Origin of the sequence: Agarivorans aestuarii (assembly GCF_019670125.1) — a bacterium.
GTDB lineage: Bacteria > Pseudomonadota > Gammaproteobacteria > Enterobacterales > Celerinatantimonadaceae > Agarivorans > Agarivorans aestuarii.
Genome location: NZ_AP023033.1, coordinates 353825 through 378868 on the forward strand (window position 1 = coordinate 353825; position 25044 = coordinate 378868).

General features: G+C 45.7%; 23 protein-coding genes. 18 read left to right on the top strand and 5 right to left on the bottom strand.

Annotated elements, in window-relative coordinates; all coding sequences use genetic code 11:
• Nucleotides 1–19 precede the first annotated feature (19 nt).
• From gspD to K5609_RS01715, 11 genes are read left to right on the top strand one after another with little or no spacing between them, the layout of a single operon-like run.
• Nucleotides 20–2128: a type II secretion system secretin GspD gene (gene gspD, locus K5609_RS01665; protein WP_221077182.1), complete on the top strand. Its 2109-nt coding sequence runs from the start codon at nucleotides 20–22 to the stop codon at nucleotides 2126–2128.
• Nucleotides 2128–3666: a type II secretion system ATPase GspE gene (gene gspE / locus K5609_RS01670; RefSeq protein WP_425514830.1), complete on the top strand. Its 1539-nt coding sequence runs from the start codon at nucleotides 2128–2130 to the stop codon at nucleotides 3664–3666. Before gspD ends, gspE begins: the two co-directional genes overlap by 1 nt.
• A gap of 8 nt (nucleotides 3667–3674) precedes the next feature.
• Nucleotides 3675–4892 (top strand): type II secretion system inner membrane protein GspF, encoded by a 1218-nt coding sequence (gene gspF, locus K5609_RS01675; protein ID WP_221075702.1) that lies wholly within the window; start codon nucleotides 3675–3677, stop codon nucleotides 4890–4892.
• Between the two features lie 28 nt (nucleotides 4893–4920).
• Nucleotides 4921–5361, top strand: a complete 441-nt coding sequence (gspG, locus tag K5609_RS01680; RefSeq protein ID WP_016399780.1) for a type II secretion system major pseudopilin GspG — start codon at nucleotides 4921–4923, stop codon at nucleotides 5359–5361.
• Between the two features lie 4 nt (nucleotides 5362–5365).
• Nucleotides 5366–5953 carry a type II secretion system minor pseudopilin GspH gene (gene gspH / locus K5609_RS01685; RefSeq protein ID WP_221075703.1) on the top strand — a complete coding sequence of 196 codons (588 nt, stop codon included), beginning with the start codon at nucleotides 5366–5368 and terminating at the stop codon, nucleotides 5951–5953.
• The gene (gene gspI, locus K5609_RS01690) at nucleotides 5950–6312 is read left to right on the top strand and encodes a type II secretion system minor pseudopilin GspI (RefSeq protein ID WP_221075704.1); all 363 of its coding nucleotides are present in this window, start codon (nucleotides 5950–5952) and stop codon (nucleotides 6310–6312) included. Before gspH ends, gspI begins: the two co-directional genes overlap by 4 nt.
• Nucleotides 6312–7031, top strand: a complete 720-nt coding sequence (gspJ, locus tag K5609_RS01695; protein WP_221075705.1) for a type II secretion system minor pseudopilin GspJ — start codon at nucleotides 6312–6314, stop codon at nucleotides 7029–7031. Before gspI ends, gspJ begins: the two co-directional genes overlap by 1 nt.
• Nucleotides 7031–8020 (top strand): type II secretion system minor pseudopilin GspK, encoded by a 990-nt coding sequence (gene gspK / locus K5609_RS01700; protein ID WP_221075706.1) that lies wholly within the window; start codon nucleotides 7031–7033, stop codon nucleotides 8018–8020. The genes gspJ and gspK overlap by 1 nt, the downstream gene beginning before the upstream one ends.
• Nucleotides 8017–9219, top strand: a complete 1203-nt coding sequence (gspL, locus tag K5609_RS01705) for a type II secretion system protein GspL (protein WP_221075707.1) — start codon at nucleotides 8017–8019, stop codon at nucleotides 9217–9219. The genes gspK and gspL overlap by 4 nt, the downstream gene beginning before the upstream one ends.
• On the top strand, nucleotides 9216–9686 hold the full coding sequence (gspM, locus tag K5609_RS01710; RefSeq protein WP_152783621.1) for a type II secretion system protein GspM: 471 nt from the start codon (nucleotides 9216–9218) through the stop codon (nucleotides 9684–9686). The genes gspL and gspM overlap by 4 nt, the downstream gene beginning before the upstream one ends.
• Nucleotides 9683–10438 carry a type II secretion system protein N gene (locus K5609_RS01715; protein WP_221075708.1) on the top strand — a complete coding sequence of 252 codons (756 nt, stop codon included), beginning with the start codon at nucleotides 9683–9685 and terminating at the stop codon, nucleotides 10436–10438. The genes gspM and K5609_RS01715 overlap by 4 nt, the downstream gene beginning before the upstream one ends.
• A 47-nt stretch (nucleotides 10439–10485) precedes the next feature.
• Here K5609_RS01715 and yrfG read toward each other — a convergent pair whose 3' ends face one another.
• Nucleotides 10486–11148 (bottom strand): GMP/IMP nucleotidase, encoded by a 663-nt coding sequence (yrfG, locus tag K5609_RS01720; RefSeq protein WP_221075709.1) that lies wholly within the window; start codon nucleotides 11146–11148, stop codon nucleotides 10486–10488.
• A 75-nt stretch (nucleotides 11149–11223) separates the two neighbouring features.
• Here yrfG and nudE point away from each other — a divergent pair, with 75 nt between their 5' ends.
• The 3 genes from nudE to K5609_RS01735 all read left to right on the top strand — a co-directional run bounded on the left by nudE (nucleotide 11224) and on the right by K5609_RS01735 (nucleotide 13200).
• Entirely contained in the window at nucleotides 11224–11790 is a 567-nt protein-coding gene (gene nudE / locus K5609_RS01725; RefSeq protein ID WP_221075710.1) for an ADP compounds hydrolase NudE, read from the top strand.
• A gap of 1 nt (nucleotide 11791) precedes the next feature.
• The gene (cysQ, locus tag K5609_RS01730) at nucleotides 11792–12607 is read left to right on the top strand and encodes a 3'(2'),5'-bisphosphate nucleotidase CysQ (protein WP_425514831.1); all 816 of its coding nucleotides are present in this window, start codon (nucleotides 11792–11794) and stop codon (nucleotides 12605–12607) included.
• Between the two features lie 185 nt (nucleotides 12608–12792).
• Nucleotides 12793–13200 (top strand): c-type cytochrome, encoded by a 408-nt coding sequence (locus K5609_RS01735; RefSeq protein WP_221075711.1) that lies wholly within the window; start codon nucleotides 12793–12795, stop codon nucleotides 13198–13200.
• A gap of 77 nt (nucleotides 13201–13277) precedes the next feature.
• On the opposite strand, the gene ylqF is transcribed toward K5609_RS01735, so the two are convergent.
• Nucleotides 13278–14222, bottom strand: a complete 945-nt coding sequence (ylqF, locus tag K5609_RS01740) for a ribosome biogenesis GTPase YlqF (RefSeq protein ID WP_221075712.1) — start codon at nucleotides 14220–14222, stop codon at nucleotides 13278–13280.
• A 235-nt stretch (nucleotides 14223–14457) separates the two neighbouring features.
• On the opposite strand from ylqF, the gene K5609_RS01745 reads away from it, so the two are divergent.
• Together K5609_RS01745 and K5609_RS01750 are read left to right on the top strand one after the other, a co-directional pair.
• Entirely contained in the window at nucleotides 14458–15147 is a 690-nt protein-coding gene (locus tag K5609_RS01745; RefSeq protein WP_221075713.1) for a hypothetical protein, read from the top strand.
• A gap of 105 nt (nucleotides 15148–15252) precedes the next feature.
• The gene (locus K5609_RS01750; protein ID WP_221075714.1) at nucleotides 15253–16377 is read left to right on the top strand and encodes a M14 family metallopeptidase; all 1125 of its coding nucleotides are present in this window, start codon (nucleotides 15253–15255) and stop codon (nucleotides 16375–16377) included.
• Nucleotides 16378–16716: 339 nt separating this feature from the next.
• On the opposite strand, the gene gltS is transcribed toward K5609_RS01750, so the two are convergent.
• The 3 genes from gltS to K5609_RS01765 all read right to left on the bottom strand — a co-directional run bounded on the left by gltS (nucleotide 16717) and on the right by K5609_RS01765 (nucleotide 21540).
• Entirely contained in the window at nucleotides 16717–17940 is a 1224-nt protein-coding gene (gene gltS, locus K5609_RS01755) for a sodium/glutamate symporter (protein ID WP_221075715.1), read from the bottom strand.
• 185 nt (nucleotides 17941–18125) lie between these two features.
• A complete protein-coding gene (gene gorA / locus K5609_RS01760; protein ID WP_221075716.1) occupies nucleotides 18126–19475 on the bottom strand; it encodes a glutathione-disulfide reductase in 1350 nt (449 codons plus the stop codon).
• A gap of 61 nt (nucleotides 19476–19536) precedes the next feature.
• The gene (locus K5609_RS01765; protein ID WP_221075717.1) at nucleotides 19537–21540 is read right to left on the bottom strand and encodes an ATP-binding protein; all 2004 of its coding nucleotides are present in this window, start codon (nucleotides 21538–21540) and stop codon (nucleotides 19537–19539) included.
• 187 nt (nucleotides 21541–21727) lie between these two features.
• Here K5609_RS01765 and prlC point away from each other — a divergent pair, with 187 nt between their 5' ends.
• Nucleotides 21728–23761 carry an oligopeptidase A gene (gene prlC / locus K5609_RS01770; protein WP_221075718.1) on the top strand — a complete coding sequence of 678 codons (2034 nt, stop codon included), beginning with the start codon at nucleotides 21728–21730 and terminating at the stop codon, nucleotides 23759–23761.
• Nucleotides 23762–23891: 130 nt separating this feature from the next.
• Complete coding sequence (locus K5609_RS01775) at nucleotides 23892–24977, top strand: mechanosensitive ion channel family protein (RefSeq protein ID WP_221075719.1); 1086 nt, start codon at nucleotides 23892–23894, stop codon at nucleotides 24975–24977.
• The last annotated feature ends 67 nt before the right edge of the window (nucleotides 24978–25044 follow it).

The window sequence follows — 25044 nt, forward strand, 5'->3', positions numbered from 1 at the left end:
TACCGGAGATTTATTTAACATGAAGTTGCAAGCCTTACGCTTGGTTCGCCACAGCCTTGTTGGCCTAATTGGATTAGGCCTTTGTGGAATCGTGAGTGCCACCGAGTTTTCAGCCAATTTTAAAGGTGCTGACATTAGTGAGTTCATCACCACGGTTGGTCGTAATCTCAATAAAACTATCATCGTAGACCCCGCGGTTCGCGGTAAAGTTAATGTGCGTAGTTACGATTTGCTTACCGAAGAGCAGTACTATCAGTTCTTCTTAAGTGTGTTAGATGTTTACGGTTTTGCGGTTATTGATATGCCAAACGGCGTAACCAAAGTTGTGCGCGCCAAAGACGCCAAGGCGGGAGCGATTCCGGTGGTAGACCGTGATGATCAAGCCTTTGGCGATGAAATGGTTACCCGTGTGGTACCGGTGCTAAATGTATCGGTGCGTGAGCTAGCGCCTTTATTACGTCAGCTAAATGATAATGCCGGTGGCGGTAACGTAGTGCACTACGATCCTTCTAACGTAATTATGCTTACTGGCCGTGCTGCTGTGGTGAACCGTTTGGTCGAGATTATCCGCCGAGTGGACAAAGCCGGGGACCAAGAGGTAGATATTATTCGTCTTAAGTTTGCATCAGCCGGTGAACTGGTGCGAATTATTGAATCGCTTACCGCTAGCACGGGTGGTAAAGGTGCGGCAGCCAGTTTGTTAATTCCTAAAGTGGTTGCCGATGAGCGGACCAACAGCATTGTGGTATCGGGCGAACCAAGTGCCCGAGCACGTATTGTGCGTTTAGTAGCAAAGCTTGATAGCGAACTAGAAACCTACGGCAATACCCGCGTTTTCTACTTAAAGTATGCCAAGGCCGCCGATCTTGTAGATGTACTTAAAGGTGTGAGTGAAACCGTAGCGGCAGAGGCTGCTGGCGGCAGCAAGAAGAGTTCTGCCAGTAACTCTCGTGGCAATTTCTCTATTGAAGCTCACGAAGATACCAATACCTTGGTCATTACCGCTCAGCCAGACAATATGCGCACCTTAGAAGGCGTGATTAATCAGCTTGATATTCGTCGAGCCCAAGTAAACGTGGAAGCGATTATTGTTGAAGTGGCCGAAGGTGATGGTATTAGCCTTGGCGTACAATGGGCCACTAAGGCCGGTGGTACTCAGTTTAACGATGCTGGTGTATCAATTAGTGAAATTGGCGCAGGTATCTACGATGCTCAACCCACCGAAGGTTCTACCGTGTGTACCGGCGAAACCTGTACAGTTAACCCAGAAACTCCCGGTGATATCTCTGGCTTAGCCAGCGCATTAGCTAAAATCTCTGGCGCTGCCTTTGGCTTTTATGGTGCTGATTGGGGCGTGTTAGTACAAGCCGCGGCTAATGACTCACGTTCTAACTTATTAGCAACACCTTCTATCACTACCCTAGATAACAAAGAAGCCTTCTTTACCGTAGGTGAAGAAGTACCAGTACTAACCGGGTCTGCTTCTAGCAGTAGCAACGATAATCCTTTCACTACCGTTGATCGTAAAGAAGTGGGTATCAAGCTAAAAGTAACGCCACAAATTAACGAAGGTAACGCGGTTCAGCTTACCATCGAACAAGAGGTGTCTAAGGTACAAGGTCAAACCTCTGTAGACGTTGTATTTGCTAAACGCCAATTACAAACTACGGTGCTAGTCGACAGCGGCGATACCATTATTTTAGGCGGTTTGTTAGACGACCAAATTGAAGAAAGTGAATCTAAAGTACCGCTACTGGGCGACATTCCGGTATTAGGGCATTTATTCCGCTCTACCAACTCGAAGAAAGTTAAACGTAATTTGATGATCTTCATTCGCCCAACCATTATTCGTGACTCGGTAACCATGCAAAGCGTGAGCTCGCGTAAGTATAGCCAAATCCGTGCTCAGCAATTGTTGCGTGAAGAGTTAGGCGTAGTATTAATGCCAGATACTAAAGTGCCAGTATTGCCAGAATTTAACTCGGTAGATGATGTATCGCCTGAAGTTCAAGAGTACATCGACTACTTAAAAGAAAAGAATGAGCGCTTAAAGAAAGAAGAAGCTGAGAAAGCGGCAAAAGAAGCCGAAGCAGCAGCTGCTAATAAAGAGCAAGTGAGTGCCGAGTAATGGACTTAGATGCTGAGCTAAATGTATTAGAAGATGAAAAGGCCTTAGTGTCTGACACCCCCCACATGGAAGGAGTAGAAGGCTGGCAGTTACCCTATATGTTTGCCAAAACCTACGGCGTGATGTTGGAAAAAAAACGGGACGCTTGGCAGGTTTATCATAACTCTAAGGTGGAGTTAGAAGCGCTGCTTGAAATTCGTCGAGTATTAAAGCAAGAATTCGCATGCGAAGCGCTGTCTGATGATGATTTTGAGCAACGCCTTACTGAAGGTTATCAACGAGATTCATCGCAAGCTCGTCAGCTAATGGAAGATATCGGTAACGATATGGACTTCTATACCTTGGCTGAAGAGCTTCCCGAAAACGAAGACCTATTAGAAACCGAAGACGATGCGCCGATCATCAAATTGATTAACGCCATGTTAGGTGAAGCGATTAAAGAAGGGGCCAGTGATATTCACATTGAAACCTTTGAAGCGGCCCTAGTGATTCGTTTTCGTATTGACGGCGTATTGCGTGAAATTTTACGCCCACACCGCAAGCTTGCCGCTTTGTTGGTTTCACGTATTAAAGTAATGGCGCGCTTAGACATTGCTGAGAAGCGGGTTCCGCAAGATGGTCGTATTTCCTTGCGTATTGCCGGCCGTGCTGTAGATGTGCGGGTTTCAACCATGCCATCCAGCCATGGCGAGCGTGTTGTACTGCGTTTATTAGATAAAAACAATTCTCGCTTGAAGCTCGAAAGCCTAGGTTTGGCAGAAAACTACCGCGAAGTGATTAGCGAACTACTGAAAAAACCACACGGCATTATCTTAGTTACCGGACCGACCGGTTCCGGTAAAAGTACTACCTTGTATGCTGGCCTTAACGACATTAATACTAAAGATCGGAACATTCTCACTGTAGAAGATCCGGTGGAATTTAATATTGAAGGCATCGGCCAAACCCAAGTTAATACCAAAGTGGATATGACCTTTGCGCGCGGTTTACGGGCTATTCTTCGTCAAGATCCCGATGTTGTAATGATTGGTGAGATCCGTGATTTAGAAACCGCGCAAATTGCGGTGCAAGCCAGTTTAACCGGTCACTTAGTATTATCTACTCTGCACACCAATACTGCGATTGGTTCGGTAACCCGTTTGCGCGATATGGGGGTTGAGCCGTTTTTATTATCATCGAGTTTATTGGCGGTGTTAGCGCAGCGTTTAGTGCGTACTTTATGCCAAGATTGTTGCGAAGCACATCTGGTAAGTGAGCACGAACATCAACTCTTAGGCATTGCTAAAGATGCTACAGTGTATCGCCCTGTAGGCTGTGAAAGCTGCAATAATACTGGTTATCGTGGCCGAACCGGTATTCATGAGTTATTACCCGTTACCGATGAAGTGCGCGATATGATTCACTCTGGTAGCAGCGAACAAGAAATTGAAAATGCAGTGCGCTCTAGTTGCCCAAGTATCCGACAAGATGGGGTAAATAAGGTGCTGAAGGGCATTACTAGCCTAGAAGAAGTATTGCGAGTCACCCGCGAAGGATAGTTAGTGTAATGCCGGCATTTGAGTATCAAGCCTTTAATAAAAAGGGCAAAAAATCTAACGGAGTTCATGAAGCGGAATCGGCGCGTCAGGTTCGCGCTCATCTGCGTGAGCAAGGCTTAACACCACTTAAAATTGAGCAAGTGGCCGAACGCGTTCAAAAAGCCAGCACTGGCTTTAGCTTTCGAAGCAAAGTTAGCACCTCAGATTTAGCCCTATTAACTCGCCAGCTAGCAACCTTAGTTGCAGCAGCTATGCCCATTGAAGAGTCGCTTAAGGCGGTAGCTCAGCAGTGTGATAAACCTAAACTCAAAAGCATTATTTCAGGTGTACGTTCTAAAGTTGTAGAAGGGTACAGTTTGGCCGATAGCATGGCCGAATTCCCCGATGTATTTGAAAAGCTGTATTGCGCCATGGTGGCCGCAGGTGAAAAATCAGGTCACTTAGATAAAGTGCTTGATCGCTTGGCTGATTACACCGAGCAGCGCCAAGCCATGCGCATGAAAACCATGCAAGCCTTAATCTACCCAGCAGTGCTTACCTTTGTGTGTTTGGGGGTTATCGCAATTCTGTTGGTGTCGGTTGTGCCTAAGGTTGTGGCGCAGTTCGAACACATGGGGCAAGAGCTGCCCAACGCCACCAAGTTTTTGATTTATGTAAGTGAACTGGTAAGTGATTATGGCCTAGTTTTCTTGATTGGTGGCATGTTGGCGATGGTGGTATGGCAGCGCTTACTGCAGAAAGACAATGTCAGAATGAAGTGGCATCAGCGACTTCTAGGCATGCCGGTGGTTGGCAAAGTTAGCAAGGGGCTTAATACTGCGCGCTTTGCCAGAACCTTAAGTATTTTGAACGCCAGTGCCGTGCCCTTATTAGAAGGTATGGGCATTGCTGGTGAAGTACTCACCAATGATTACGCGCGCGCCCAAGTGTTGCATGCCGCCTCTAAAGTGCGCGAGGGCGGCAGTTTGCACTCTTCGCTAGAAGCAACCAAGTTGTTTCCGCCGATGATGCTGCACATGATCGCCAGTGGTGAGCGTTCTGGGGAATTGGAAGGAATGTTAGAACGCGCGGCCGACAACCAAGACCGCCAGTTCGAAACGCAAGTGAACATAGCATTAGGGATATTCGAGCCTGCCTTGATCGTAACCATGGCGGGTATCGTGCTATTTATCGTAATGGCAATTCTATTGCCGATTTTGGAACTTAATAACATGGTGGGGCTATAGCACCTACCGGTATTTCGGAGTAAGTAACATGCAAAAGTCGATGCACACTCAAGCAACTAGCCGAGGTTTTACCTTGCTAGAAGTGATGGTGGTGATTGTAATTCTAGGTATTTTGGCCGGTTTAGTTGTTCCTAACTTATTAGGTAACAAAGAAAAAGCCGATATTCAAAAGGCAAAAACCGATATTATCGCTCTAGAAAATGCCTTAGACATGTACCGCTTGGATAACTCGCGTTACCCCACCACCGAGCAAGGCCTAGAAGCCTTGGTGACTAAGCCAAGCTCTAGCCCAGAGCCACGTAACTACCCAGAAGATGGCTACTTACGTCGTCTGCAAAAAGACCCATGGGGTAATGACTACATTCTAATTAGCCCAGGTGAAAAGGGTCGTATTGATATTTTCAGCGCCGGCTTAGATGGTGAAGAAGGTACCAATGACGATATTGGTAACTGGAACTTAGATCAGTAAATTGATGAGGTCTCGCTTAGCTCATCGCCATCGCCAGCAAGGTTTTACATTGCTGGAGGTTATTTTGGTATTGCTATTAATGTCGATGGGTATCTATTCGGTTGTTATGTCAGTATCGGGTTCGAGCGAGCAAAAGATCGTTGAGCAGCAAGCCAAGCGTTTAGCCGCTCTTGTTCAATATGCCCAAGAGCAGGCGCTGCTTACTGGCTATGATTATGGCGTTTACAGTGATGCCGAAAAGTACCAGTTTGTGCGTATGGAAAAGCAGCGTTGGATAAAACTTAACGACCGCATATTTAAAGAAAAAGTATTTGAAGAACCGTATTTTCTAGAGTTAAGCCTAGAGAATGTGGAGCTAGAAGAACAAGGTTATGGTAGTGGTACTTTAGGTTTTGAAGGCGATGGTTTATTTGAGAAAGACTTCATCACTGAAGAGGTCGAACAAACCATTGTGCCGCAAGTATTGTTGCTAAGTAGTGGTGAAGTAACGCCCTTTAAACTGGTGTTTGCTTACGAAGATAGCCTTAATCGCTGGCAAGTAAGCAGTGATGATTTAGGCCAGCTGACAATTGCTCGAGACCAAGAGCAATGAACAAGCAACGAGGAATGACCCTACTCGAAGTAATGGTGGCCTTGGCGGTGCTGGCCATTGCTGGCACAGCGGTAATGAAAAGTGCCTCAGAAAACTTGCGCAGCCTAACTTACATTCAAGATAAAACCTTTGCCCTATGGATTGCCGACAATCAAATGGCCGAGCTTAAGCTCAGTAAAACTTGGCCCGGTACGGCGAGTCGCAAAGGAACCACCAAATTTGGCGATACCGATTGGCATTGGCGCTCACAAGGGGTAGCCACTGGCGATCCTAATTTTGTGGCAGTGACTATTTCGGTGTATCGCAATGCCGAAGAAAAAGCTGCTTTGGCAGAAATAACCAGTTATGTGAGCCGTTGATGAAGCAGCGCGGTTTTACCTTATTAGAAATGCTGGTGGCAATTGTCATCTTTGCCTTGCTGACTATGGCAGCTTACCAAGTATTGCAAGGAGTAATGCGCAGCGACGAGATTTCCCAGCGCCACGGCGAAAGCCTGCAAGCCTTGCAACGCGCGATGTTTTTTATGCAGCGTGATTTTACCCAGCTGGCACCGCGTTCTGTACGTGATGAAACCGAAGAACAGCGGCCACTAATAATGGCTGAGAAATACTTGCTAGAAAGTGATGACATGGGCATTGAAATGCTGGTGCTTGGCTGGCGTAACCCTCAGTCAGTGATTCGTCGTTCGCAACTGCAACGCGTGGCATATTTGTTAAAAGACGAAAAATTGATTAAACGCTTTTACAACCACCCAGATTCCGTTGTGGGTTACGAACCCCGCGAAATGGTGTTGCTTAACGATGTTGAAGAACTCAAATTCCGTTTTCATGGTTCCAGTGGTTGGAGCCAGCAAGTGTCAGATAGCAACCAACTGCCGCGTGCGGTAGAAGTGACCTTGCGGCATAAAGATTATGGTGAATTACGCCGAGTATTTCTAAGCCCCGAAGGCAGCCGTGCGGCGGTAGCCAGCCAGGCCCAAGAAGACGCCAATCGTAACACCAACCAAGGTGGTAGTGATTCGGGCACCAATAATGGCAACAATAACTCTGGCAGCCAACCTGATCCGGACGGCTCATAATGCAGAGTATTCATGCTTGCCCTCAGCGCCAACGTGGCGTAGCACTGCTTACCGTAATGCTGATTTTGGCAGTAATGGTTGTGGTGGCGGCGCAGTTTAGTCAGCGCTTGCAACTCGATTTAGCTAGAGCGACTAACTTGCAGCATTCGTTGCGCTCAAACTGGATGCTATCGGGCGCCGAAGCTTTTGCCTTAAAAGTGATAAAGCAAGATTTAGAGGATGATGATCGGGTGCATCTTGGCCAATATTGGGCCACCGAAGGCATGGTGTTCCCGGTTGAAGATTCGGTGATTAAAGGCCAAATTGTAGATATGCAGGCCTGTTTTAATCTAAATGCTCTAGGGCAACCAAATAAAACCGACGGGCAACCGCCTAAAGTGGCTGATCAGTTTATTGGCTTGTTGGTTGCAGTTGGTGTTGATGCCTATAGCGCAGAGCAAATAACTGATGCAACTAGGGATTGGATTGACGCAGATACTATACCGCTGCCACAAGGTGCAGAAGACGGTGTATATGAAGGTTTAAACCCGTCTTACCTACCAGCGAATATGCCGATGGTAGATAAAAGTGAGTTTAGAGCGGTTTATGGTGTTACTGCAGGAATATATCGGCGGGTTGCACCTTTTATCTGTGCGATACCTGAAACTGGGTTAGCGGTAAATGTGAATACTGTAGCTGTCGACCAGCCACAACTTTTAGAAGCGCTATTTTATCCTGATCTGGATAACACCGGCGCACTGCAGGTCTTGAATGACCGTCCCGATGAGGGGTATCGTACCTTTGATGAGATGATGACTCATCCAGCGTTAGCGGGGATCCCGCTTACTCAGCCGGGTTTACAGCAAACATTGGCCTTGCAATCGAACTACTTTAAGGCGCAATTGTTAGTGGAAAATGAACAAGGACAAGCACAAATGAGCAGTGTTATTCAGCGCAGTGGTACTTCTGATCTTAAAGTGATTAGACGCTCTTACGGAGACCAACTGTGAACGAACAACTCATCATTCGCCTGCCGAGCACCGGCAAAGAAGTTATCAACTGGATGGTTTGGTCCGACAGCGAGCAGGAGCTTATTGCTGCCGGAGAATTGGCAAGTAGCGCCGAGTTAGGTTTACTTCAGGAAAAGGCCGAACAGCGCCGAGTTATCGTATTAATTCCGGCCAGTGATATCAGCCAGCACCGCTTAGATTTACCTAAGTCGGCACAGCGCTCATGGCAGCAGGTTGCGCCTTTTATGCTCGAAGAGCAGTTGGCACAAGATCCTGAGAGTCTACATATTTGCTTGCTCGAAAAAGGCAAAGATAGCATTGATGTTGCTTGCGTAAGCCATCAGCAAATGGAAAGCTGGCTAGATATGCTCGAAACGGCCGGCATAGAAAGCCAAACCTGGTGTGTTGATGCTCTATGTTTACCTGAAGCCGAAGAAGGCCAAGCGACAGCCATTCAGCTAAACCTGCAATGGCTATTGCGCTTTTTTGATGGTCGAGTAATGAGCATTGACGAAGCGTGGTTAGCCACTGCTTTGCCACTTATTGCCAAGCAGTATCCAGACTTAGTTATTCAGCATTACAGCCCATCAGCTAAGCTCGACGATGATTCGGTGGAATGGCAAGCTCGTGCGCCAGAACTGCCAATGAAGCTGTTAAGTGATGGTGCCAAAAAAGCCAAGCTTAATCTGTTACAAGGGCGATATGCTGCGGCTAACCCTCTTGCTCAACTTTGGTTGCAATGGCGAAAAGTGGCCATTGCCGCCGGAGTGTGTTTTGTATTGGCCTTGGCCTATCAGCTTATTGATACCCACAAAACAGAACAACAAATAGCCAGTGTTGATGAAAACATTCGAACTGTTTACAAAATGGTATTTCCTGAAGTTTCACGCGTTCGTGATAGTCGTATTCGCAGCGATTTTCGCAAAGCACTTGCCGACATTGGCGAGGCCCCTGAGCAAGACTTTTTGAAGATGATGATTCACCTCTCGCTAGCCTTTGATAAAAACCAAGATCTGAACCCAATTAGCCTGCGCTACGACCACAAAAAAGGTGAAATACGCTTGCAGGCGCAAGCCAAAAACTTCCAAACCTTTGAGCAGTTTCGTCAGTCGGTTAAACCTTTTGAGAGTGAGCAAGGTACCTTGAGCAACAAAGCAGGTGCAGTGGTTGGCACGTTAGTCATAAGGAACGCATCATGAAACAGTGGTGGCAAAGTTTAAATAAGCGTGAACAAAACCTGGTTACAGCTGCCGCGGTATTAGTAGCAATAGCTGTTTTGTATTGGGGCATTTGGTCACCAATAGCTGGTGCTAATGCTCAAGCCAAGCAGCGCTTGGCTAGTCAGCAGCAAACTTTAGAGTGGGCCCAGCAGCAAGGTTCAGTGATTATTGCTAATGGTCGCCCTCAACAAACTAGCAGTGAAGTAAAAGTAAGCCAAGCCGTGAGTAGTTCGGCTCGCCAGCAGCGTATTACTATCAGCCGCATTCAACCTAAAGGTGATGAGGTAGAGGTGTGGATTGAAAGTGTGCCGTTTAATCAGTTAATGACTTGGTTAAAAATGCTGAGCCAACGCTATGGCATTATTGTTGAAAACGTAGATTTAGATGAAGGTAAACAAGAAGGCATTGTTGGTGTTCGACGTTTACGTTTAGGAAAAGCTGAATGAAGAAGTACCTCGCTTTAGCGCTATTACTTATATTGGTGTATTTGGTTAGTTTAATAGCTACCACGCCCCTGGCTGTGGTACTAAATTATGCACCGTTACCAAAGGGCATTGCGCTTAATCACCCCAGCGGCAGCATATGGAATGGCAAGTTAATCAGTGTTGATACGCCAAACTTAAGCCTAAACCAAGTAAATTGGCAGTTGAAACCCAGCGCCTTGTTGTTGGGGCGAATTGCTGCTGACGTGCAGCTTGGTACTGGCCAAGAGCTACATGGAGAAGGGCAAGTAGGTTTGAGCTTTGCAGGTTGGTATGCCAAAGACTGGCAATTAGAAGCCCCTGCCAGTTGGGTGGTTGAACAGGTGCCAATGCCGCTGCCCTTATCTATTGAGGGTGATATTCAATTAAACCTTGCCGAAGCAAGCCAAGGCAGCCCTTGGTGTGAGCAATTAACCGGGCAGCTGCTTTGGTTAGGGCCGTTAATTGGTACCCCATTAGGCGAATTACGCTTAGATAACGCAAATGCACAGCTAAGCTGTAATGAAGGGCAGCCTACTATTCAGCTTAGCCATAGCGATCCTCAGCTTGAGTTGGAATTGCTAGCCTCTGTTGGACAGCCTAATTGGTTGGCCGAAGGCAAAATTAAGGCCGGCGCAGAGATGCCCAAAACCATGAGTGGTAATCTAAAGTACATAGGCCGCCCCGACCCTCAAGGTTTTTATCGCTTTAAGCAACAAGGCCGCCTGCCTCGCTAAAGTAAAAGCTAGCTCTTAGAGCTAGCTTTTTTGTTTGCTTAATCCTGCTAGCCTAATAGCTCTTTAGTAAAGTGATGGTAGTCATCAATAGACGGGAAGTGGGTAAATTCTTTACTGGCCTGTTTTGAATCAGGATTATTGATCCCCAACAGGTATTTAATGCCAAACTTGTTGGCTTGTTCGAGCACGGTTTCGTTGTCGTCAATAAACAAAGTACGTTCTGGGTCAAAGGGATGGTGCTCTATTAAGGCTTGCCAAAGCTTAGGATCTTCTTTGGGGAAACCAAATTGGTGGGCACTAAACAGTGTATCAAGGTATTGGTCTAGGCCGGTTACTTTAATTTTGGTAGTCAGCCCGTCGGGGTGACAGTTGGTTAGCAATACCCGGTTTTTCCCCGCTGTAGCGAGCGCTTCTAAAAAGGGTTTTACGTCGTCTCGCCATTGAATCTTGTGCTCAACTTCTGTTTTCAAGTTTCGAATATCAATATTGGTTTTATTGCTCCAATAATCGAAGCAATACCAATCTAGCGTGCCGGATACGGTTTCGTAGTCGGCGAACAAACGCTCGCGCGCCTCATCTAAACTCAGGTTATTTTGGTGGGCGAAGGAGATAGGCAGATAGTGCATCCAAAAGTAATTATCGTAATGCAGATCTAATAAAGTGCCATCCATATCCAATAAAACGGTATCGATTTTAGTCCAGTCAAACATTCTTAGTCGCTAATCCTTGAGTGCTTCTAACAGCAATGTAACAATGACATTAAGTTAATGATAGCAGGAAGATAGATGAGCAAGCATCATCCGCCTCGATTATTAGACAGCGCCATTGCTGCCGAAAGTCGCTTCTTCAAAATTGAAGAGTTACACCTCGAGTTTAGCAACGGCGAGCGACGGATATATGAACGCTTGGTAGGATCAGGTCAGGGGGCGGTAATGGTATTGCCGATTACCCATCAAAATGAACTGTTGCTTATTAGCGAATATGCCGCCGGAACAGAGCGTTATGAACTAGGCTTTGTAAAAGGCTTGGTCGATCGTGGGGAAGCTGCTATTGATGCCGCTAACCGCGAATTACAAGAAGAAGTGGGATTTAAAGCACAAGATTTGCAACTACTTACCGAGTTATCGGTAGCACCGGGCTATTTCTCTAGTCATATGTCGGTGTTTGTAGCGCAGGGTTTGCAGCCTAGTGTGTTACAAGGCGATGAGCCAGAACCCTTAGAAGTGATAAAGCTGCCACTTGATGAGATAGATAATTTGTACGCAAATCCGGCCTTTTCTGAAGCGCGTAGTGTTGCGTCATTGTTACTCCTTGAGAAATGGTTAAAACAGAACAAGGTGAGAAGTATATAGGATGATAGACCCTGCTAGTGTGTTGTCAGAGGTGATTGAAATTGCTCGTGGTGCTGGCGAAATTATTCGTAAAATCTATGAGGAAGGTGATTTTGTTAGCGAAGTAAAAGATGATGCTACGCCGGTAACCTCGGCGGATTATGCTGCGCATCATTACATTATGGACGCACTTAGCAAGCTTACCCCAGAGATCCCGATTTTATCTGAAGAACAAGCCGATATTAGCTTAGCGGACAGAGAGGCTTGGCAATGTTATTGGTTAGTTGACCCGCTTGATGGTACTCAAGAGTTTGTTTCTGGTAGTGGCGACTTTGCTACCGAGATTGCCTTAGTCCAAAACAACCAACCAGTGCTTGGCGTGGTGTATGGCCCCATTGTGCAAATCTTGTATGCTGCGGTAAAAGGTCAGGGCGCCTTTAAAGAGCAAAATGGTACACGTACCTCAATAAAAAGTCGCCATTATCCTGATAAGCCGGAGCATATTCGAGTAGCGACGAGCCGCGTTCAGCGTCCAGCTTTGTTACAGGCAATATTAAACTGTAACTATCATTACAGGTTGTACCCCTTAGGCAGTGCCAGTTTAAAAAGTTGCATGGTCGCAGAAGGTGCAGCTGATTGCTACATAAGGGTTGGTCCCACTGGTGAGTGGGATACCGGAGCACCGCAAATTATTTTACAAGAAGCAGGCGGTACCTTGTTAGACTTGCATCTACGCGAGCTAAGCTACAACCAGAGAGAATCCTTAGAAAACCCTAACTTTATCTCTTTGGGTGATCCACAATTACCGTGGCGTGACATATTAAAGAATCCCAGTTAGTGGGCATAAAGCTAAACAAGCAAGCGTAAACCGCTTTAAACTCGTTTAGCTAACAACTCGGACACATCTGGCTAATATTCGTTTTTACAATGGTTTAACCTCAAGGTAATAGCGGGTATAATTTTGCCAATAATGACAAGGATGCCTAATACTGCGGTCAGTAGGCACGATGAGGAGAGATAAGGGTGAAGCTTTTGAACTGGAAAACACTGGTACTATCTATTTGCTTAACAATTGTGCCGAATGCTTTTGCGGCTGATATGTCTGATGAGGCGATTGCCGAGCGTATTAAGCCAGTGGGTGAAGTTTATCTCGATGGCGAGTTAGAAGTTGCCAAAGCACCTGCTGCTTCAAGCGGACCTCGTGATGGCGACGCGGTATATAATACTTTCTGTACTGCCTGTCACAGTACTGGCGCAGCGGGCGCACCTAAGAAAGGTGACAGTGCAGCTTGGGCACCACGCATTGCCCAAGGTGATCAAACGATGTTTGACCATGCTTGGAAGGGCTTTAACGCAATGCCTGCAAAAGGTACTTGTGGCGACTGTAGCGAAGACGAAATTAAAGCGGCTATTGCTTACATGATTGAGTAAGCGATAGCTTAAATGAAAAACACCACGCATTGCGTGGTGTTTTTGTTTGTACTGCAAAATGATAGCCGCGGTAGTTGCTAACTGTTTTTTCTGCGGCGTTGGCGCTTTTTAGTTTTTTGTAACTCTTCCACCATTTTTTTGCGCTCTTCCTTTTCAGCCACAATTTTAGCGGTTTCTACTTTTTCTATGGCGACCATTTCAGGCGTTTCTAAGGTGATACGACCAATGGTTGCATCACGAAGCTCATTAAGAATAATAGCGGCCGCTTTAACATAATCAACCTGTCCACCACGCACTAAGCAGCCGCGCTTACGGCCAATTTCTTCCATCAATACAACTTCAGATTCTGGCAGTTCTTCGAGTTTATAACGGGCTTTAAGCTGTTCCGGGTAGGCTTGTAGCAAGTACTCACAGGCAAAGGCGGCTACGTCATCGTATTCCATAGCGGTGTCTTTAACTGCACCGGTGGCAGCTAAGCGGTAGCCACTGGCCACATTGTCGAACTTTGGCCACAAAATACCAGGCGTATCCGAGAGGATAATATTGCCTTCTAGGCGGATCCGCTGCTGGGCCTTGGTAACCGCAGGCTCGTTACCGGTTTTGGCGATTTGGCGGCCGGCTAATGCATTAATTAAGGTAGATTTACCCACATTAGGAATACCACAAATCATGGTGTGAATAGGTTTATCTACGCCGCCTTTGTTAGGCAACATGCTACGGCACAGCTTCAGCAGGTCTTGGGTTTGGTTACCTTGAATGGTGCAAAGAGGAATCGCTTTTACTCCTTGCTCTTGTTCAAAATACTCTTGCCACAGGGCGGTTGATTTGGGGTCGGCTAAGTCGCTTTTATTCAGAACCTTTATACAAGGTTTGTCACCGCGCAGGCTAGCAACCATTGGGTTTTCACTGCTGTAGGGAATACGCGCATCCAATACTTCGATGATTAGATCGATTTTAGGCATCACTTCTTTAATTTGTTTTTGGGCCTTGTGCATGTGCCCTGGATACCATTGAATAGCCATTTTATCCCACCTCAACTGCGTAATTGGCGCTCATTGTACTTGCTAAATCGTTAAAGTGTAGCGCTTTGTGATCGAACTATTAGTTCATATAGCTCAATTTCAGTACATTTATTAAGCAGATAGAAAAATCTTTCAGTATTCTGTGCAACTTGCTGCTATGGTTTTAGCATCGATTCATTCAAGCGCTGTTTTCTTATAGCTAGCAGTGTAAAAGGACAATCTTAGGGAAGAGATAATGTCTAGCAGTGAACTACCTAGTGATATTGAGTTAGAAGCCCAGCAGCCGGTGGAGCAGCAAGCGGCAACCAGTCATCGTTCCGGCATCAGCTTACAAGCACGTTATGAGCATCATAAAGCGCGCCACAAGCATTATAAAAAAGGCTACAAACACCTTCGCCGCTACCGCTGGATTAGCCTTGGTTTAGGCATTGTAAGTTTTAGTGCGGTATTTTCTTTAATGGCGGTGTTGCCTACCTACAATGAAGTAAAAAACGATTATGATGATAGTTTGGCCGAGCTCAAGATTGTTGAAGACCAAAACCGTCAGCTCAAAGAAGCTTTGCTGATAGAGCGTCGTAACAACTTTGAACTGAATAAAGAGAACCACCCAGAGCTACGCATTTTTGCCTTCAATACCCTTATTGCCACTGACCAAAGTAATATTCGTTCGGCTTTTTTTGAAGCCTCTGACGATATGGGTAAAAAGATAGCGATTAGTTATCAGCTATTGGCCGAGGGCCCCGTTGAGCAGGCCTTAGCATTGGCGCTAATTGATCAAACGGGGGAGCAAGTGTTCCAACATACCATTGATTTTGGTGAAGTGCCTCCAAAGCAAGGTGAGTCTTTAACAGTGGAAAGCACCATCAATTTAGATAAAAACTTAGATGTTCGTTACTTTAGAATCGTTGAATTGAGTGAAGAATAGGCCATTAGCTGGCCGAGTTAATAAGAGGAGCTTTATGCTCCTTTTTTGTTGCGTATTAAGCGCTATACTGCCAGCAAATCGATTAACTTTGCTGTGAGGGCAAGTATGTATATCAGCGATAAATTTGATAGTGGTAATATTCGTGTTGTAGAACTCAATGATCCTCAAAATATTCAACTGGAGATAAAACACGATAATCAATCGGAGTTTTTCCAGTGGTTTCACTTTCGTTTTGAAGGGCCGTTGGAGCAACAATATCGTTTTTCTCTGCTCAACGCGGGCCAATCTGCCTACGCTAAAGGCTGGCAAGGTTATCAAGTTGTCGCCTCTTACGACCGTGAAGAGTGGTTTAGAATTGATACCGACTTTGATGGCGAGCAACTGCACTTCTCTTTGCTATTGGAGCAGCCTAGCGTTTATTTTGCCTACTTCGCGCCTTACAGTTATGAGCGCCATCAGGATTTACTGCATACCATGCAGCAGGATTATCGGGTAAACCTCACAACCTTAGGGCAAACCTTAGATGGCCGAGATATGAGTTTGCTTAGTGTAGGCGATGTTGAGAACGCTAAACATAAAGTTTGGGTGATTGCCCGTCAGCACCCGGGTGAAACCATGGCCGAATGGTTTGTTGAAGGCTTGTTAGGCAATTTGCTGGACCAAGACAATCCCCTAGCAATGAAGCTGTTAGAAGACACCGTGTTTTATGTTGTGCCTAATATGAACCCCGATGGTTCGGTTCGTGGGCATTTAAGAACCAACGCTGTGGGGGCTAACCTAAACCGAGAATGGCAGAATCCTACTATGGAGCGCAGTCCTGAAGTCTTTCTTGTGAGAGAGAAGATGCTAGATCTAGGTGGAGACTTGTTTTTAGATATTCATGGCGATGAAGACTTACCCTATAACTTCGTGGCTGGATGTGAAGGGATCCCTTCTTACGATGAGCGCCACAAACAGCTCGAAGACACCTTTAAAGAGGCGTTTATGGCCATTTCTCCTGATTTTCAGGATACCCATGGTTACGCCAAAGACGAGTCAGGACAAGCTAACTTAACCATTGCAGCGGCTTGGTTAGGCGAACAGTTTAAAACCCTGTCTTACACCATCGAAATGCCTTTTAAAGACAATGCCGACATGCCCGACGAAGCCTTTGGCTGGTCGCCGGAGCGCGCAATGCAATTAGGCTGCGATGTATTGTTCCCAATAAAGCAAACCCTAGCCAAGCTTTAAATAGATTATAAGCACCTGGCTAGTAGCTGGGTGCTTGTCGGCTTTTTCATTGATAGGCCATCAAATTGTGAGCAAGCTCACTATGCATCTATCTAATGTTTGTCAAATATCTATACAAATATAACTGTTTGATTTGTAAATAATGACGTTAAATCTAACTTCATGAACAGTATGCAGTTCCTTTCGTGGGAGCAATTTATGCGTGCAAAGCTCATGTGACAGAACATCTAACAAACCGCATGGAGTGCTAAATGAGAATAATAAAAGCAAGCAGCATATCCCAAGCAATAAAAAAGGAGTTCAATCGAGCTCCTTTGTATTGTTTTTTGGGCTAATTAATTAGCTAAGAAAGCTAATATAAGTTTGTAGCACGATCAGATTCACGATATCGATGAAGAAAGCGCCGACAATAGGTACTACCATAAACGCCGGTGGTGAAGGCCCATTGCGAGACACTAGCGCACTCATGTTCATCACCGCCGTAGGGGTAGCTCCTAAGCCAAAGCCACAATGCCCGCCAGCAATTACTGCAGAGTCATAACCTCCTCCCATAAAGCGGTAGCTAACATAGCTAGCAAACAGCGCAATCATAATGGTTTGGCAGAGCAAGATAATGAGTAGTGGTAAGGCTAAATCAAAAATCTCCCAGAGCCTTAAGCTCATTAAAGCCATCGACAAAAACAGCGATAAAGAGAGAGTACCAAGTAAGTCGACGCATTCGTGGTTAATTTCATAGCGGCCACTAAACTCGCTGGCGTTGGCTATCAGCACCCCAAAAAATAATGCATATACAAAATCAGGCATTTTCAGCCAAGAGAGGGCAAGTTCGGTTTCCAAACCTTTGGCTATCTTGGCCATTACCACGCAAACCAGTAACAAAAATAGCACTTCGATCACTGATGTTGGGGTAACTAAATCTTCTTCTTTTCGGCTATATGTGACTAAATCAGGGTGGGTTTTGTGGTGGCTTTTGCCCTTAGAGAAAGGTGACTCTAGGTTTTTTTTGTTAATTAAGCGCTGTCCTACCGGCCCGCCAATGATACCCCCCATCACTAATCCAAATGTGGCGGCGGCCATGGCAAACTCTAAGGTTTGAATATTGTACTCATCGGCAAAGATTTGGGACCAAGCCGCGCCTGTTCCGTGCCCGCCTGAGAGCGTAATTGAACCGGCGAACAAACCCATCATAGGTTCTAAACCAAGCAAAGTAGCTAGTACTACACCTAAGCCGTTTTGTAGCACGATATACAGTGAAGCAATAGCTAGGAAAACAAAGACTTTCCTGCCGCCTTTAATCAGTAATTTGTAGTTGGCAGCAAGGCCAATGGTAGCGAAGAACATTAGCATTAGGGTGTCTTGCAAGGGCAGCGCAAAACTAAGCTCAATACCGCGCATTTTAAGTACGGTTATTACAATGGCTACCACTAAGCCGCCCACAATTGGCTCGGGAATGTTGTACTTTTTAAGGATGGCCACATAGTGGCAAATAATGCGCCCAATAAACAACACGGTAAGGGCCACAAGAAAAGATTCCAGTTCTCCAACTGAATAAACAGTGTCCATATATTCAAAGCCTTACAAAGAAATCGACCTATTTATTTAGTGTAGTTGGCGGTTTGCTATGTGTGAGGGTTTTATTGTTAACAATTGCTGAAGATTTAAGGTAAATAGGAAGGGTAAAGCGAGGGTTCAGAACAAATCAGCGGCAAAAATAAGGCTAAGCATAATAATGCTTAGCCTTTTATGTACTAGCGAAGAGTTACAAACTCTTCTGCGCTAGTGGGGTGAATCGCGACACAAGCGTCAAAATCAGCCTTAGTTGCGCCCATTTTCATGGCTACACCAAAGCCTTGTAAGATCTCATCCATGCCTAAGCCAATGCCGTGAAGACCTACTACTTTTTGCTCTTCGCCAGCACAGATTAGTTTCATCTTGGTTACTTGGCGGTGTTGGGTAACGGCGGTGTACATGGCCCCAAAGCTAGAGTTATACACTTTCACGTTATCTTCACCGTATTGAGCAATAGCTTCTGGCTCGGTTAAACCGATGGTGCCAATGGCTGGGTGACTAAATACTACGGTAGGAATTAAGTCATAATCCATTTTTGCGTTGGTTTGGCCATTAAATAATCGCTCAGACAATAAACGGCCGGCTTTTACTGCAACAGGAGTCAATTCAACTTTACCGATGTTGTCACCTACGGCATAAACGCCAGCAACGTTGGTATTTGAGTACTCATCAACCTTAATGTAACCACGTTCATCGGTTTCAACACCAATGCCTTCTAGGTTAATTTTGTCATTGGCGGGTTCACGGCCAATTGCCCAAATTACACTATCTACTTGCAAGCTATTACCATTTTCAAAGCTAACAACTAGGCTGCCATCAGCTTGTTTTTCAATGGCTTTAGGAGTGCTATTGGTATGTAATGTTGGCCCGTCTTCGGCCATTATCTCCACTAAGGTTTCGCTTAGCATAGGATCAAAGTTCCGCAGCGGAGCATGCTTGCGAACGGCTAAATACGTTTCGCTGCCTAGCGAGTGCAATACGCCAGCGAGCTCAACCGCAATATAACCAGCACCTAGCACCAATACTCGCTTGGGTTGCTCGGTCAGAGCAAAGAAACCGTCGGAATCAATGCCTAGCTCGGCGCCAGGAATATTAGGAATCGTCGGGCGGCCACCGGTAGCAATAAGAATATGTTTTGCGCGGATTTGTTCGCCGTTTACTTCAACAGTATTGGCGTCGATAAACTTGGCAAAGCCGTTGATAACGGTCACGCCATTATTGCCTAACACGCGGTCATAAGAGCCATGGATACGCTTAATGTAGGCTTCGCGGCTTGCCACTAGCGTAGACCAATCGAACTTATTTACCTGAACATCAAAGCCATAGTCTGGAGCGTAGCGGTGAATGGCTTCTGCAACTTGAGCGCCGAACCACATGGCTTTTTTGGGTACACAACCCACATTTACACAGGTGCCGCCAACGTGACGGGCTTCAACTAAGGCAACTTTTTGTCCGTACATAGAGGCGCGATTTGCCGAGGCGATACCGCCACTGCCTGCGCCAATGCATAGGTAGTCGAATTCTCTCATTAAGGTACTCCAAATAGGGGCCGAAAACTTGCAGCAGTATAGCCTGTACTAAAGACAGATGTTAATCAGCTTTTTGCGCTTGGTAAGGCAAGCGGATAGAAAAGTGCACCCCTTCATCAGGTTTGCTATCAAAAGCAATGTGCCCTTTAAGCAGTTGAACCACTAGGTTGTAGACAATGTGTGTGCCTAAACCACTGCCGCCTTGGCCTCGTTTTGAGGTGACAAAGGGGTCAAAAATACGTTGGGCAATATTGTTATCAACGCCGCGTCCCGAGTCGCGGTAGTCGATATGCAATTGGTCGTCTTCTCGGTGAATGGAAATGTCGATACGTTTATCACCTTCCCAGCCTTCAAAGCCGTGTTTAACTGAGTTTAAAATCAAGTTGGAATAGATTTGAGTAAAGCTCCCAGGGAAGCTGTAAAGCTCTAAGTCGTCATCACAATCAACCACTATCTCACAGCCCGAACGTCTAATTTTGTGGCCTAAGGAAGTGATTACTTGGTTAACATTTTCGTTAAGGTTAAAGGTGTAACAAGCCTCGGAGCTTTGGTCTACCGCCACTTGTTTGAAGCTGCTGATAAGATCGGATGCACGTCTTAAGTTGTTAAGCAGTAATTCGGTAGATTGGTTGAGGTTTTGAATCAACTCTTCCATAAACTTGCGGCTTAGTTTTCCGCTCTCAATATTCTTCTCTAATTGGTTACCTTGCTCTTGCAAGTAAGAGGCGGCTGTTACACTAATACCAATCGGCGTATTAATCTCGTGGGCAACGCCAGCCACTAAGCCACCCAGTGATGCCATTTTTTCTGCTTCAACCAGTGATTGCTGAGCGTTTTTAAGCTTGTCGAAGGCACTGGCTAATTGCAGGTTACTTTCTTCTAGCCGCTCGGTACGAGATTGCACTTTTTGCTCAAGCTCATCGTTGAGCTCTTTAATCTCTTTCTCAACGCGTTTGAGAGGGGTTACGTCGTAACCAAAGGCGATCATTCGTGATACATGGTTGCCCTCGTAAAAAGGCACAAAGGTCCATAGTAGGGTGTATTGATTGTTGGCTTGGTCGGTAAGGGTTAACTCTTGGTCTTGAATAACCCGCAGTTGGCGTAAATCGGTTTCAATTTTCTCGCGCATGTCATTATCAATGAATACGCTTAGCCAATTCTGTCCTTCTAATTCTTCTTGGTGGAAACCGGTGAGCATTACCCCCGCAGGGTTAGCGGTGAGTACATTAAGTTGATTATCGAGAGTAACAATAACCGCGTTACTGGCGTTGATTACCGTGGCGGAGAAGTCGCGCTCATGCGCCAACTGTTCAGTGGCTTTGAGTTTTTGGTCAAATTCGTGGTCGATCTTCTGGGTCATTTGGTTAAGGGTATTAACCAGTTCTCCTAACTCATCGTTACGCGTTTTATTGCCAGTATCAATTTTTAACGGTGCGCCTAAGTTATCTAGGTCAAGGTTGCGGGTGTACTCCACAATGGTATTTAGGTGGCGCACAATCACGTAATAAATGATGAACAAAATACCAATAGAAACTACTAAGGTTTTCACGGTTTGGCTGATTAAAATCAGCATAGCTTTTTGCCACAAGCGCTCATAAACCTGCTCTAGTGAGGCTGCCACAAACAGCTTACCTACCATTTCACCTTGATAGATAAGCTCAAATTCTTGGGATAAGTCGTAACGATCAGCAGAGCGGCCGCGCGCTAGCAAAGGAACTTCAGATGAACCAAGGATCTCTTTCACTAGCACATATTGCATATTGGGCAGGTTCATAATGCCCTCAATTTGCACTTCTACTTGCTCTTCATCAAGGTTCCATAAACTGGCAGCAATTGGCTGCAAAAAGCTCACTTCAATTTGATCAATGCTTTTTTCAATAACTTGTACGTCTTGTTTGTAGTCGTAACGAAGTTGGATGAGAGTGATGATAAGGGCAAGCAGGGTAGAACAGATAAGGATGTAGGACAGCATCCGTAATGACAGGCTGTTAGTACCTTTGTTTAAGGCTAATTTTTGCCACAGCCCTGAGTTTTCAACTCGTGGTGTATTGTTATTATTGTCCATTAATCGATGAGTCCTGTTGGTCTAGGTTATTGATAAACCAAGAAACCAAAATAATCCCTAAGGAAATCATAGTCTAATTCAAAGCTATGTAAACTGTCCAAATCACTAAACGTGGGTTGATTTACAAATTTTTAGCCCCAGATTAAGCTATTCATAGCTGACATTTCTCAATCTTTAAGGATCCCCTATGAGTAACCCTTTACTTGATTTACCTGGATTACCGCCGTTTAGCAAAATTAAACCTGAACATGTGCAGCCTGCTGTAGAGCAAGTGATTGAGGAATGCCGCACCACCATTGACGATGTGCTCAAGCACTCAAGCCCAAGCTGGCAAAACTTCATTCTGCCTTTGGATGAAGTAAATGATCGCCTTAGTCGCCTATGGTCACCGGTGAGCCATTGTAACTCGGTAGTGAATAGCCAAGAGTTGCGCGAAGCCTATGAAGCCTGTTTGCCCTTGTTGTCGGAATACAGCACTTTTGTTGGCCAACATAAAGGTTTGTATCAAGCCTACAAACAACTCGCCGGTAGCGATGCCTTCGCTAGTTATAATCTAGCCCAGCAAAAATCGATTAGTGATGCATTACGGGACTTTGAATTGTCGGGCATTGGTTTAGAAGCCGAGCAGCAAAGCCGTTATGGTGAGATTGTGAAGCGCTTGTCTGAGCTATCTTCACAGTTTTCTAATAATGTATTGGATGCCACTTTAGCTTGGCAAAAACAGATTACCGATGTAAATGACCTCGCCGGTCTGCCAGAGTCTGCTTTAGCTGCCGCTAAACAAGCCGCAGAAGCCAAAGAACTTGATGGCTACTTGCTGACTTTAGAATTTCCGAGCTACCTGCCAGTAATGACTTATGCCGACAAGCGAGAGCTGCGCGAAGAAATGTACCGCGCTTTTAGCACCCGCGCCTCGGAACAAGCAAGTACCGATGAAAAGTTCGATAACACCGTGATTATTGATGAAGAACTAGAGCTGCGTAGTGAGTTAGCTAAGCTGCTCGGTTTTGATAGTTACGCCGACAAATCTTTAGCCACTAAAATGGCGGAATCACCCTCTCAAGTATTGGGCTTCTTAAATGACCTGGCCGAGCGCTCTAAGCCACAAGCTGAGCTCGAATTAGCCGAGCTAGAAGCCTTTGCCAAAGAACAACATCAAGTCTCAGAGCTAGCTGCTTGGGACATGGCCTATTACTCTGAGAAACTAAAACAACATACTTACGCTATTTCTGATGAACAGTTACGCCCTTACTTCCCTGAAGACAAGGTACTAGGCGGTTTGTTCGAAGTGGTTAAACGCCTATTTAAGGTTGAGGTAAGCGAGAAGCAAAACGTAGATACTTGGCATTCTGACGTACGCTTTTTTGAAATTAGCGACCAAAGCGGTGAGCTGCGCGGTTCTTTCTATCTAGATTTATATGCTCGCGAACACAAACGTGGCGGCGCTTGGATGGACGGCTGCATAGACCGCCGTATCGACGCCAAGGGTGAGCTGATTAAGCCAGTGGCGTATTTAACCTGTAACTTCAATAAACCGGTAGGTGACAAGCCAGCGCTATTTACTCACGATGAAGTGATTACTCTGTTCCATGAGTTTGGTCACGGTATTCACCATATGCTTACCAAAGTTGATGAAGCGGCGGTATCGGGGATTAATGGTGTAGCTTGGGACGCCGTAGAGCTACCTAGCCAGTTTTTAGAAAACTGGTGCTGGCAAAGCGACGCGCTTGCCTTTATCTCGGGCCATTACGAAACTGGCCAGCCACTGCCACAAGCCTTGTTAGATAAAATGCTAGCGGCGCGTAACTTCCAATCAGCGATGACCATGGTTCGCCAGCTGGAGTTTTCACTATTCGATTTTCGTTTACACCACGAGCCAGCCAATGGTCGCAGTGTATTGGATCTGCTTAATGAAGTTCGTGCTCAAGTTTCGGTGATTAAGCCACCTAGCTTTAATCGCTTCCAAAACAGCTTTAGCCATATTTTTGCTGGCGGTTACAGCGCGGGTTACTACAGCTACAAGTGGGCCGAAGTATTGTCTGCCGATGCCTTCTCGAAATTTGAAGATGAAGGTATCTTTAACCCAGACACTGGCCTGCACTTCTTGAGCAATATTCTTGAGAAAGGTGGCTCGCAAGAACCTATGGAATTGTTTAAAGCCTTTAGGGGCCGTGAGCCAAAAGTTGATGCTTTATTGCGTCACTCTGGCATCGCAGCCTAAGTGGCTAGCAAGCTATAATTTACAACGCGGCTAAGGCCGCGTTTTGTTTTTAAGGCTTAAATAAATTTTTGCTCACAGCAACTAGGTGTTGAGTTAAGCTAGCTTAGTTACCAAAGAAAGAGATGGATTAATGTTTGAAGAATTTGCCCAGTGGTTAGAGCAGGAGCAAGCTCAGCTAGCCACGTCTAATTGGTTATTTGATGTATTTGTAGTGTTAAGCATTACGCTAGTGGCCTTTTTGGTTTGGCGTGTTTTGGCCTCACGCATGAGCCGTTTAACCGAGAAAACTAAAACTGTCTGGGATGACGCTATTTGGTTTTCACTTTGGAAACCGATTAACTGGATGATTGCGGTGGTGGGGTTGTCATTAGTGGCAGTAGCCTTTGCTAATGCCTTGGATTCAGACTTTAAACCTTATATTCCCATTATTCGCCAAGTGATGGTGGTATTCATGGTTGCTTGGGCGGCGATGCGCTTTGTGCGCAGAGCCGAAGAGCAGCTGATCGTGGTGGGGAAAGACAAAACCACTGTGCAGGCAGTGGCTAAGTTATGCCGCGCAGCAGTGATCATTCTATTTTTACTCGCGGTATTTCAAACTCTTGGCTTTAGTATTTCTGGGGTATTGGCCTTTGGCGGCATGGGCGGCCTTATTGTTGGTATGGCTGCTAAAGACTTACTGGCTAATTTCTTTGGTGCCCTATTGGTCTACTTTGACAAGCCTTTTAAGGTGGGCGATTGGATCCGTTCCCCCGATCGCAGCATTGAAGGTACGGTTGAAAACATAGGCTGGCGAGTAACCAAAATTCGCACCTTCGACAAACGCCCTTTGTATGTGCCTAACTCAATTTTTTCTAGCATTGCGGTAGAAAACCCTAGCCGCATGAGTCATCGCCGAATTAAGGAAACTATTGGTTTACGTTATGACGATGCTGACAAGGTGAGCAAGGTGGTGGCTGATGTAGAAAATATGCTGCGTAATCATCCAGAAATCGATACCAATCAAACCCTGATGGTGAACTTTGATAGCTTTAATGCATCCTCACTCGACTTCTTCATTTACACCTTTACTAAAACCACCAACTGGGTGAAGTATCACGAAGTGAAGCAAGACGTATTAAATCAGATTGTGCAGATTGTTGCGGCCAACGGCGCCGAATTTGCCTTCCCTACTCGAACCTTGCACTTAAACACTAGCCCGGCAGATCTAGAAGCCTAAGAAAAACGGCAGAAGCAGCAATGCTGTTTCTGCCGAGCGCTAAATTGGCGCATAGCAGCCTGCATAT

What these genes read in the sequence shown, in the direction of transcription:
- gspK (WP_221075706.1), top strand. Translation starts at nt 7,031, where the DNA reads ATGCAGAGTATTCATGCTTGCCCTCAGCGCCAACGTGGCGTAGCACTG.
- gspE (WP_425514830.1), top strand. Translation starts at nt 2,128, where the DNA reads ATGGACTTAGATGCTGAGCTAAATGTATTAGAAGATGAAAAGGCCTTA.
- gorA (WP_221075716.1), bottom strand. Translation starts at nt 19,475, where the DNA reads ATGAGAGAATTCGACTACCTATGCATTGGCGCAGGCAGTGGCGGTATC.
- gspD (WP_221077182.1), top strand. Translation starts at nt 20, where the DNA reads ATGAAGTTGCAAGCCTTACGCTTGGTTCGCCACAGCCTTGTTGGCCTA.
- yrfG (WP_221075709.1), bottom strand. Translation starts at nt 11,148, where the DNA reads ATGTTTGACTGGACTAAAATCGATACCGTTTTATTGGATATGGATGGC.
- K5609_RS01745 (WP_221075713.1), top strand. Translation starts at nt 14,458, where the DNA reads ATGTCTAGCAGTGAACTACCTAGTGATATTGAGTTAGAAGCCCAGCAG.
- ylqF (WP_221075712.1), bottom strand. Translation starts at nt 14,222, where the DNA reads ATGGCTATTCAATGGTATCCAGGGCACATGCACAAGGCCCAAAAACAA.
- K5609_RS01750 (WP_221075714.1), top strand. Translation starts at nt 15,253, where the DNA reads ATGTATATCAGCGATAAATTTGATAGTGGTAATATTCGTGTTGTAGAA.
- nudE (WP_221075710.1), top strand. Translation starts at nt 11,224, where the DNA reads ATGAGCAAGCATCATCCGCCTCGATTATTAGACAGCGCCATTGCTGCC.
- gltS (WP_221075715.1), bottom strand. Translation starts at nt 17,940, where the DNA reads ATGGACACTGTTTATTCAGTTGGAGAACTGGAATCTTTTCTTGTGGCC.
- gspJ (WP_221075705.1), top strand. Translation starts at nt 6,312, where the DNA reads ATGAAGCAGCGCGGTTTTACCTTATTAGAAATGCTGGTGGCAATTGTC.
- K5609_RS01765 (WP_221075717.1), bottom strand. Translation starts at nt 21,540, where the DNA reads ATGGACAATAATAACAATACACCACGAGTTGAAAACTCAGGGCTGTGG.
- prlC (WP_221075718.1), top strand. Translation starts at nt 21,728, where the DNA reads ATGAGTAACCCTTTACTTGATTTACCTGGATTACCGCCGTTTAGCAAA.
- gspH (WP_221075703.1), top strand. Translation starts at nt 5,366, where the DNA reads ATGAGGTCTCGCTTAGCTCATCGCCATCGCCAGCAAGGTTTTACATTG.
- gspI (WP_221075704.1), top strand. Translation starts at nt 5,950, where the DNA reads ATGAACAAGCAACGAGGAATGACCCTACTCGAAGTAATGGTGGCCTTG.
- K5609_RS01775 (WP_221075719.1), top strand. Translation starts at nt 23,892, where the DNA reads ATGTTTGAAGAATTTGCCCAGTGGTTAGAGCAGGAGCAAGCTCAGCTA.
- cysQ (WP_425514831.1), top strand. Translation starts at nt 11,792, where the DNA reads ATGATAGACCCTGCTAGTGTGTTGTCAGAGGTGATTGAAATTGCTCGT.
- gspF (WP_221075702.1), top strand. Translation starts at nt 3,675, where the DNA reads ATGCCGGCATTTGAGTATCAAGCCTTTAATAAAAAGGGCAAAAAATCT.
- gspG (WP_016399780.1), top strand. Translation starts at nt 4,921, where the DNA reads ATGCAAAAGTCGATGCACACTCAAGCAACTAGCCGAGGTTTTACCTTG.
- K5609_RS01715 (WP_221075708.1), top strand. Translation starts at nt 9,683, where the DNA reads ATGAAGAAGTACCTCGCTTTAGCGCTATTACTTATATTGGTGTATTTG.
- gspM (WP_152783621.1), top strand. Translation starts at nt 9,216, where the DNA reads ATGAAACAGTGGTGGCAAAGTTTAAATAAGCGTGAACAAAACCTGGTT.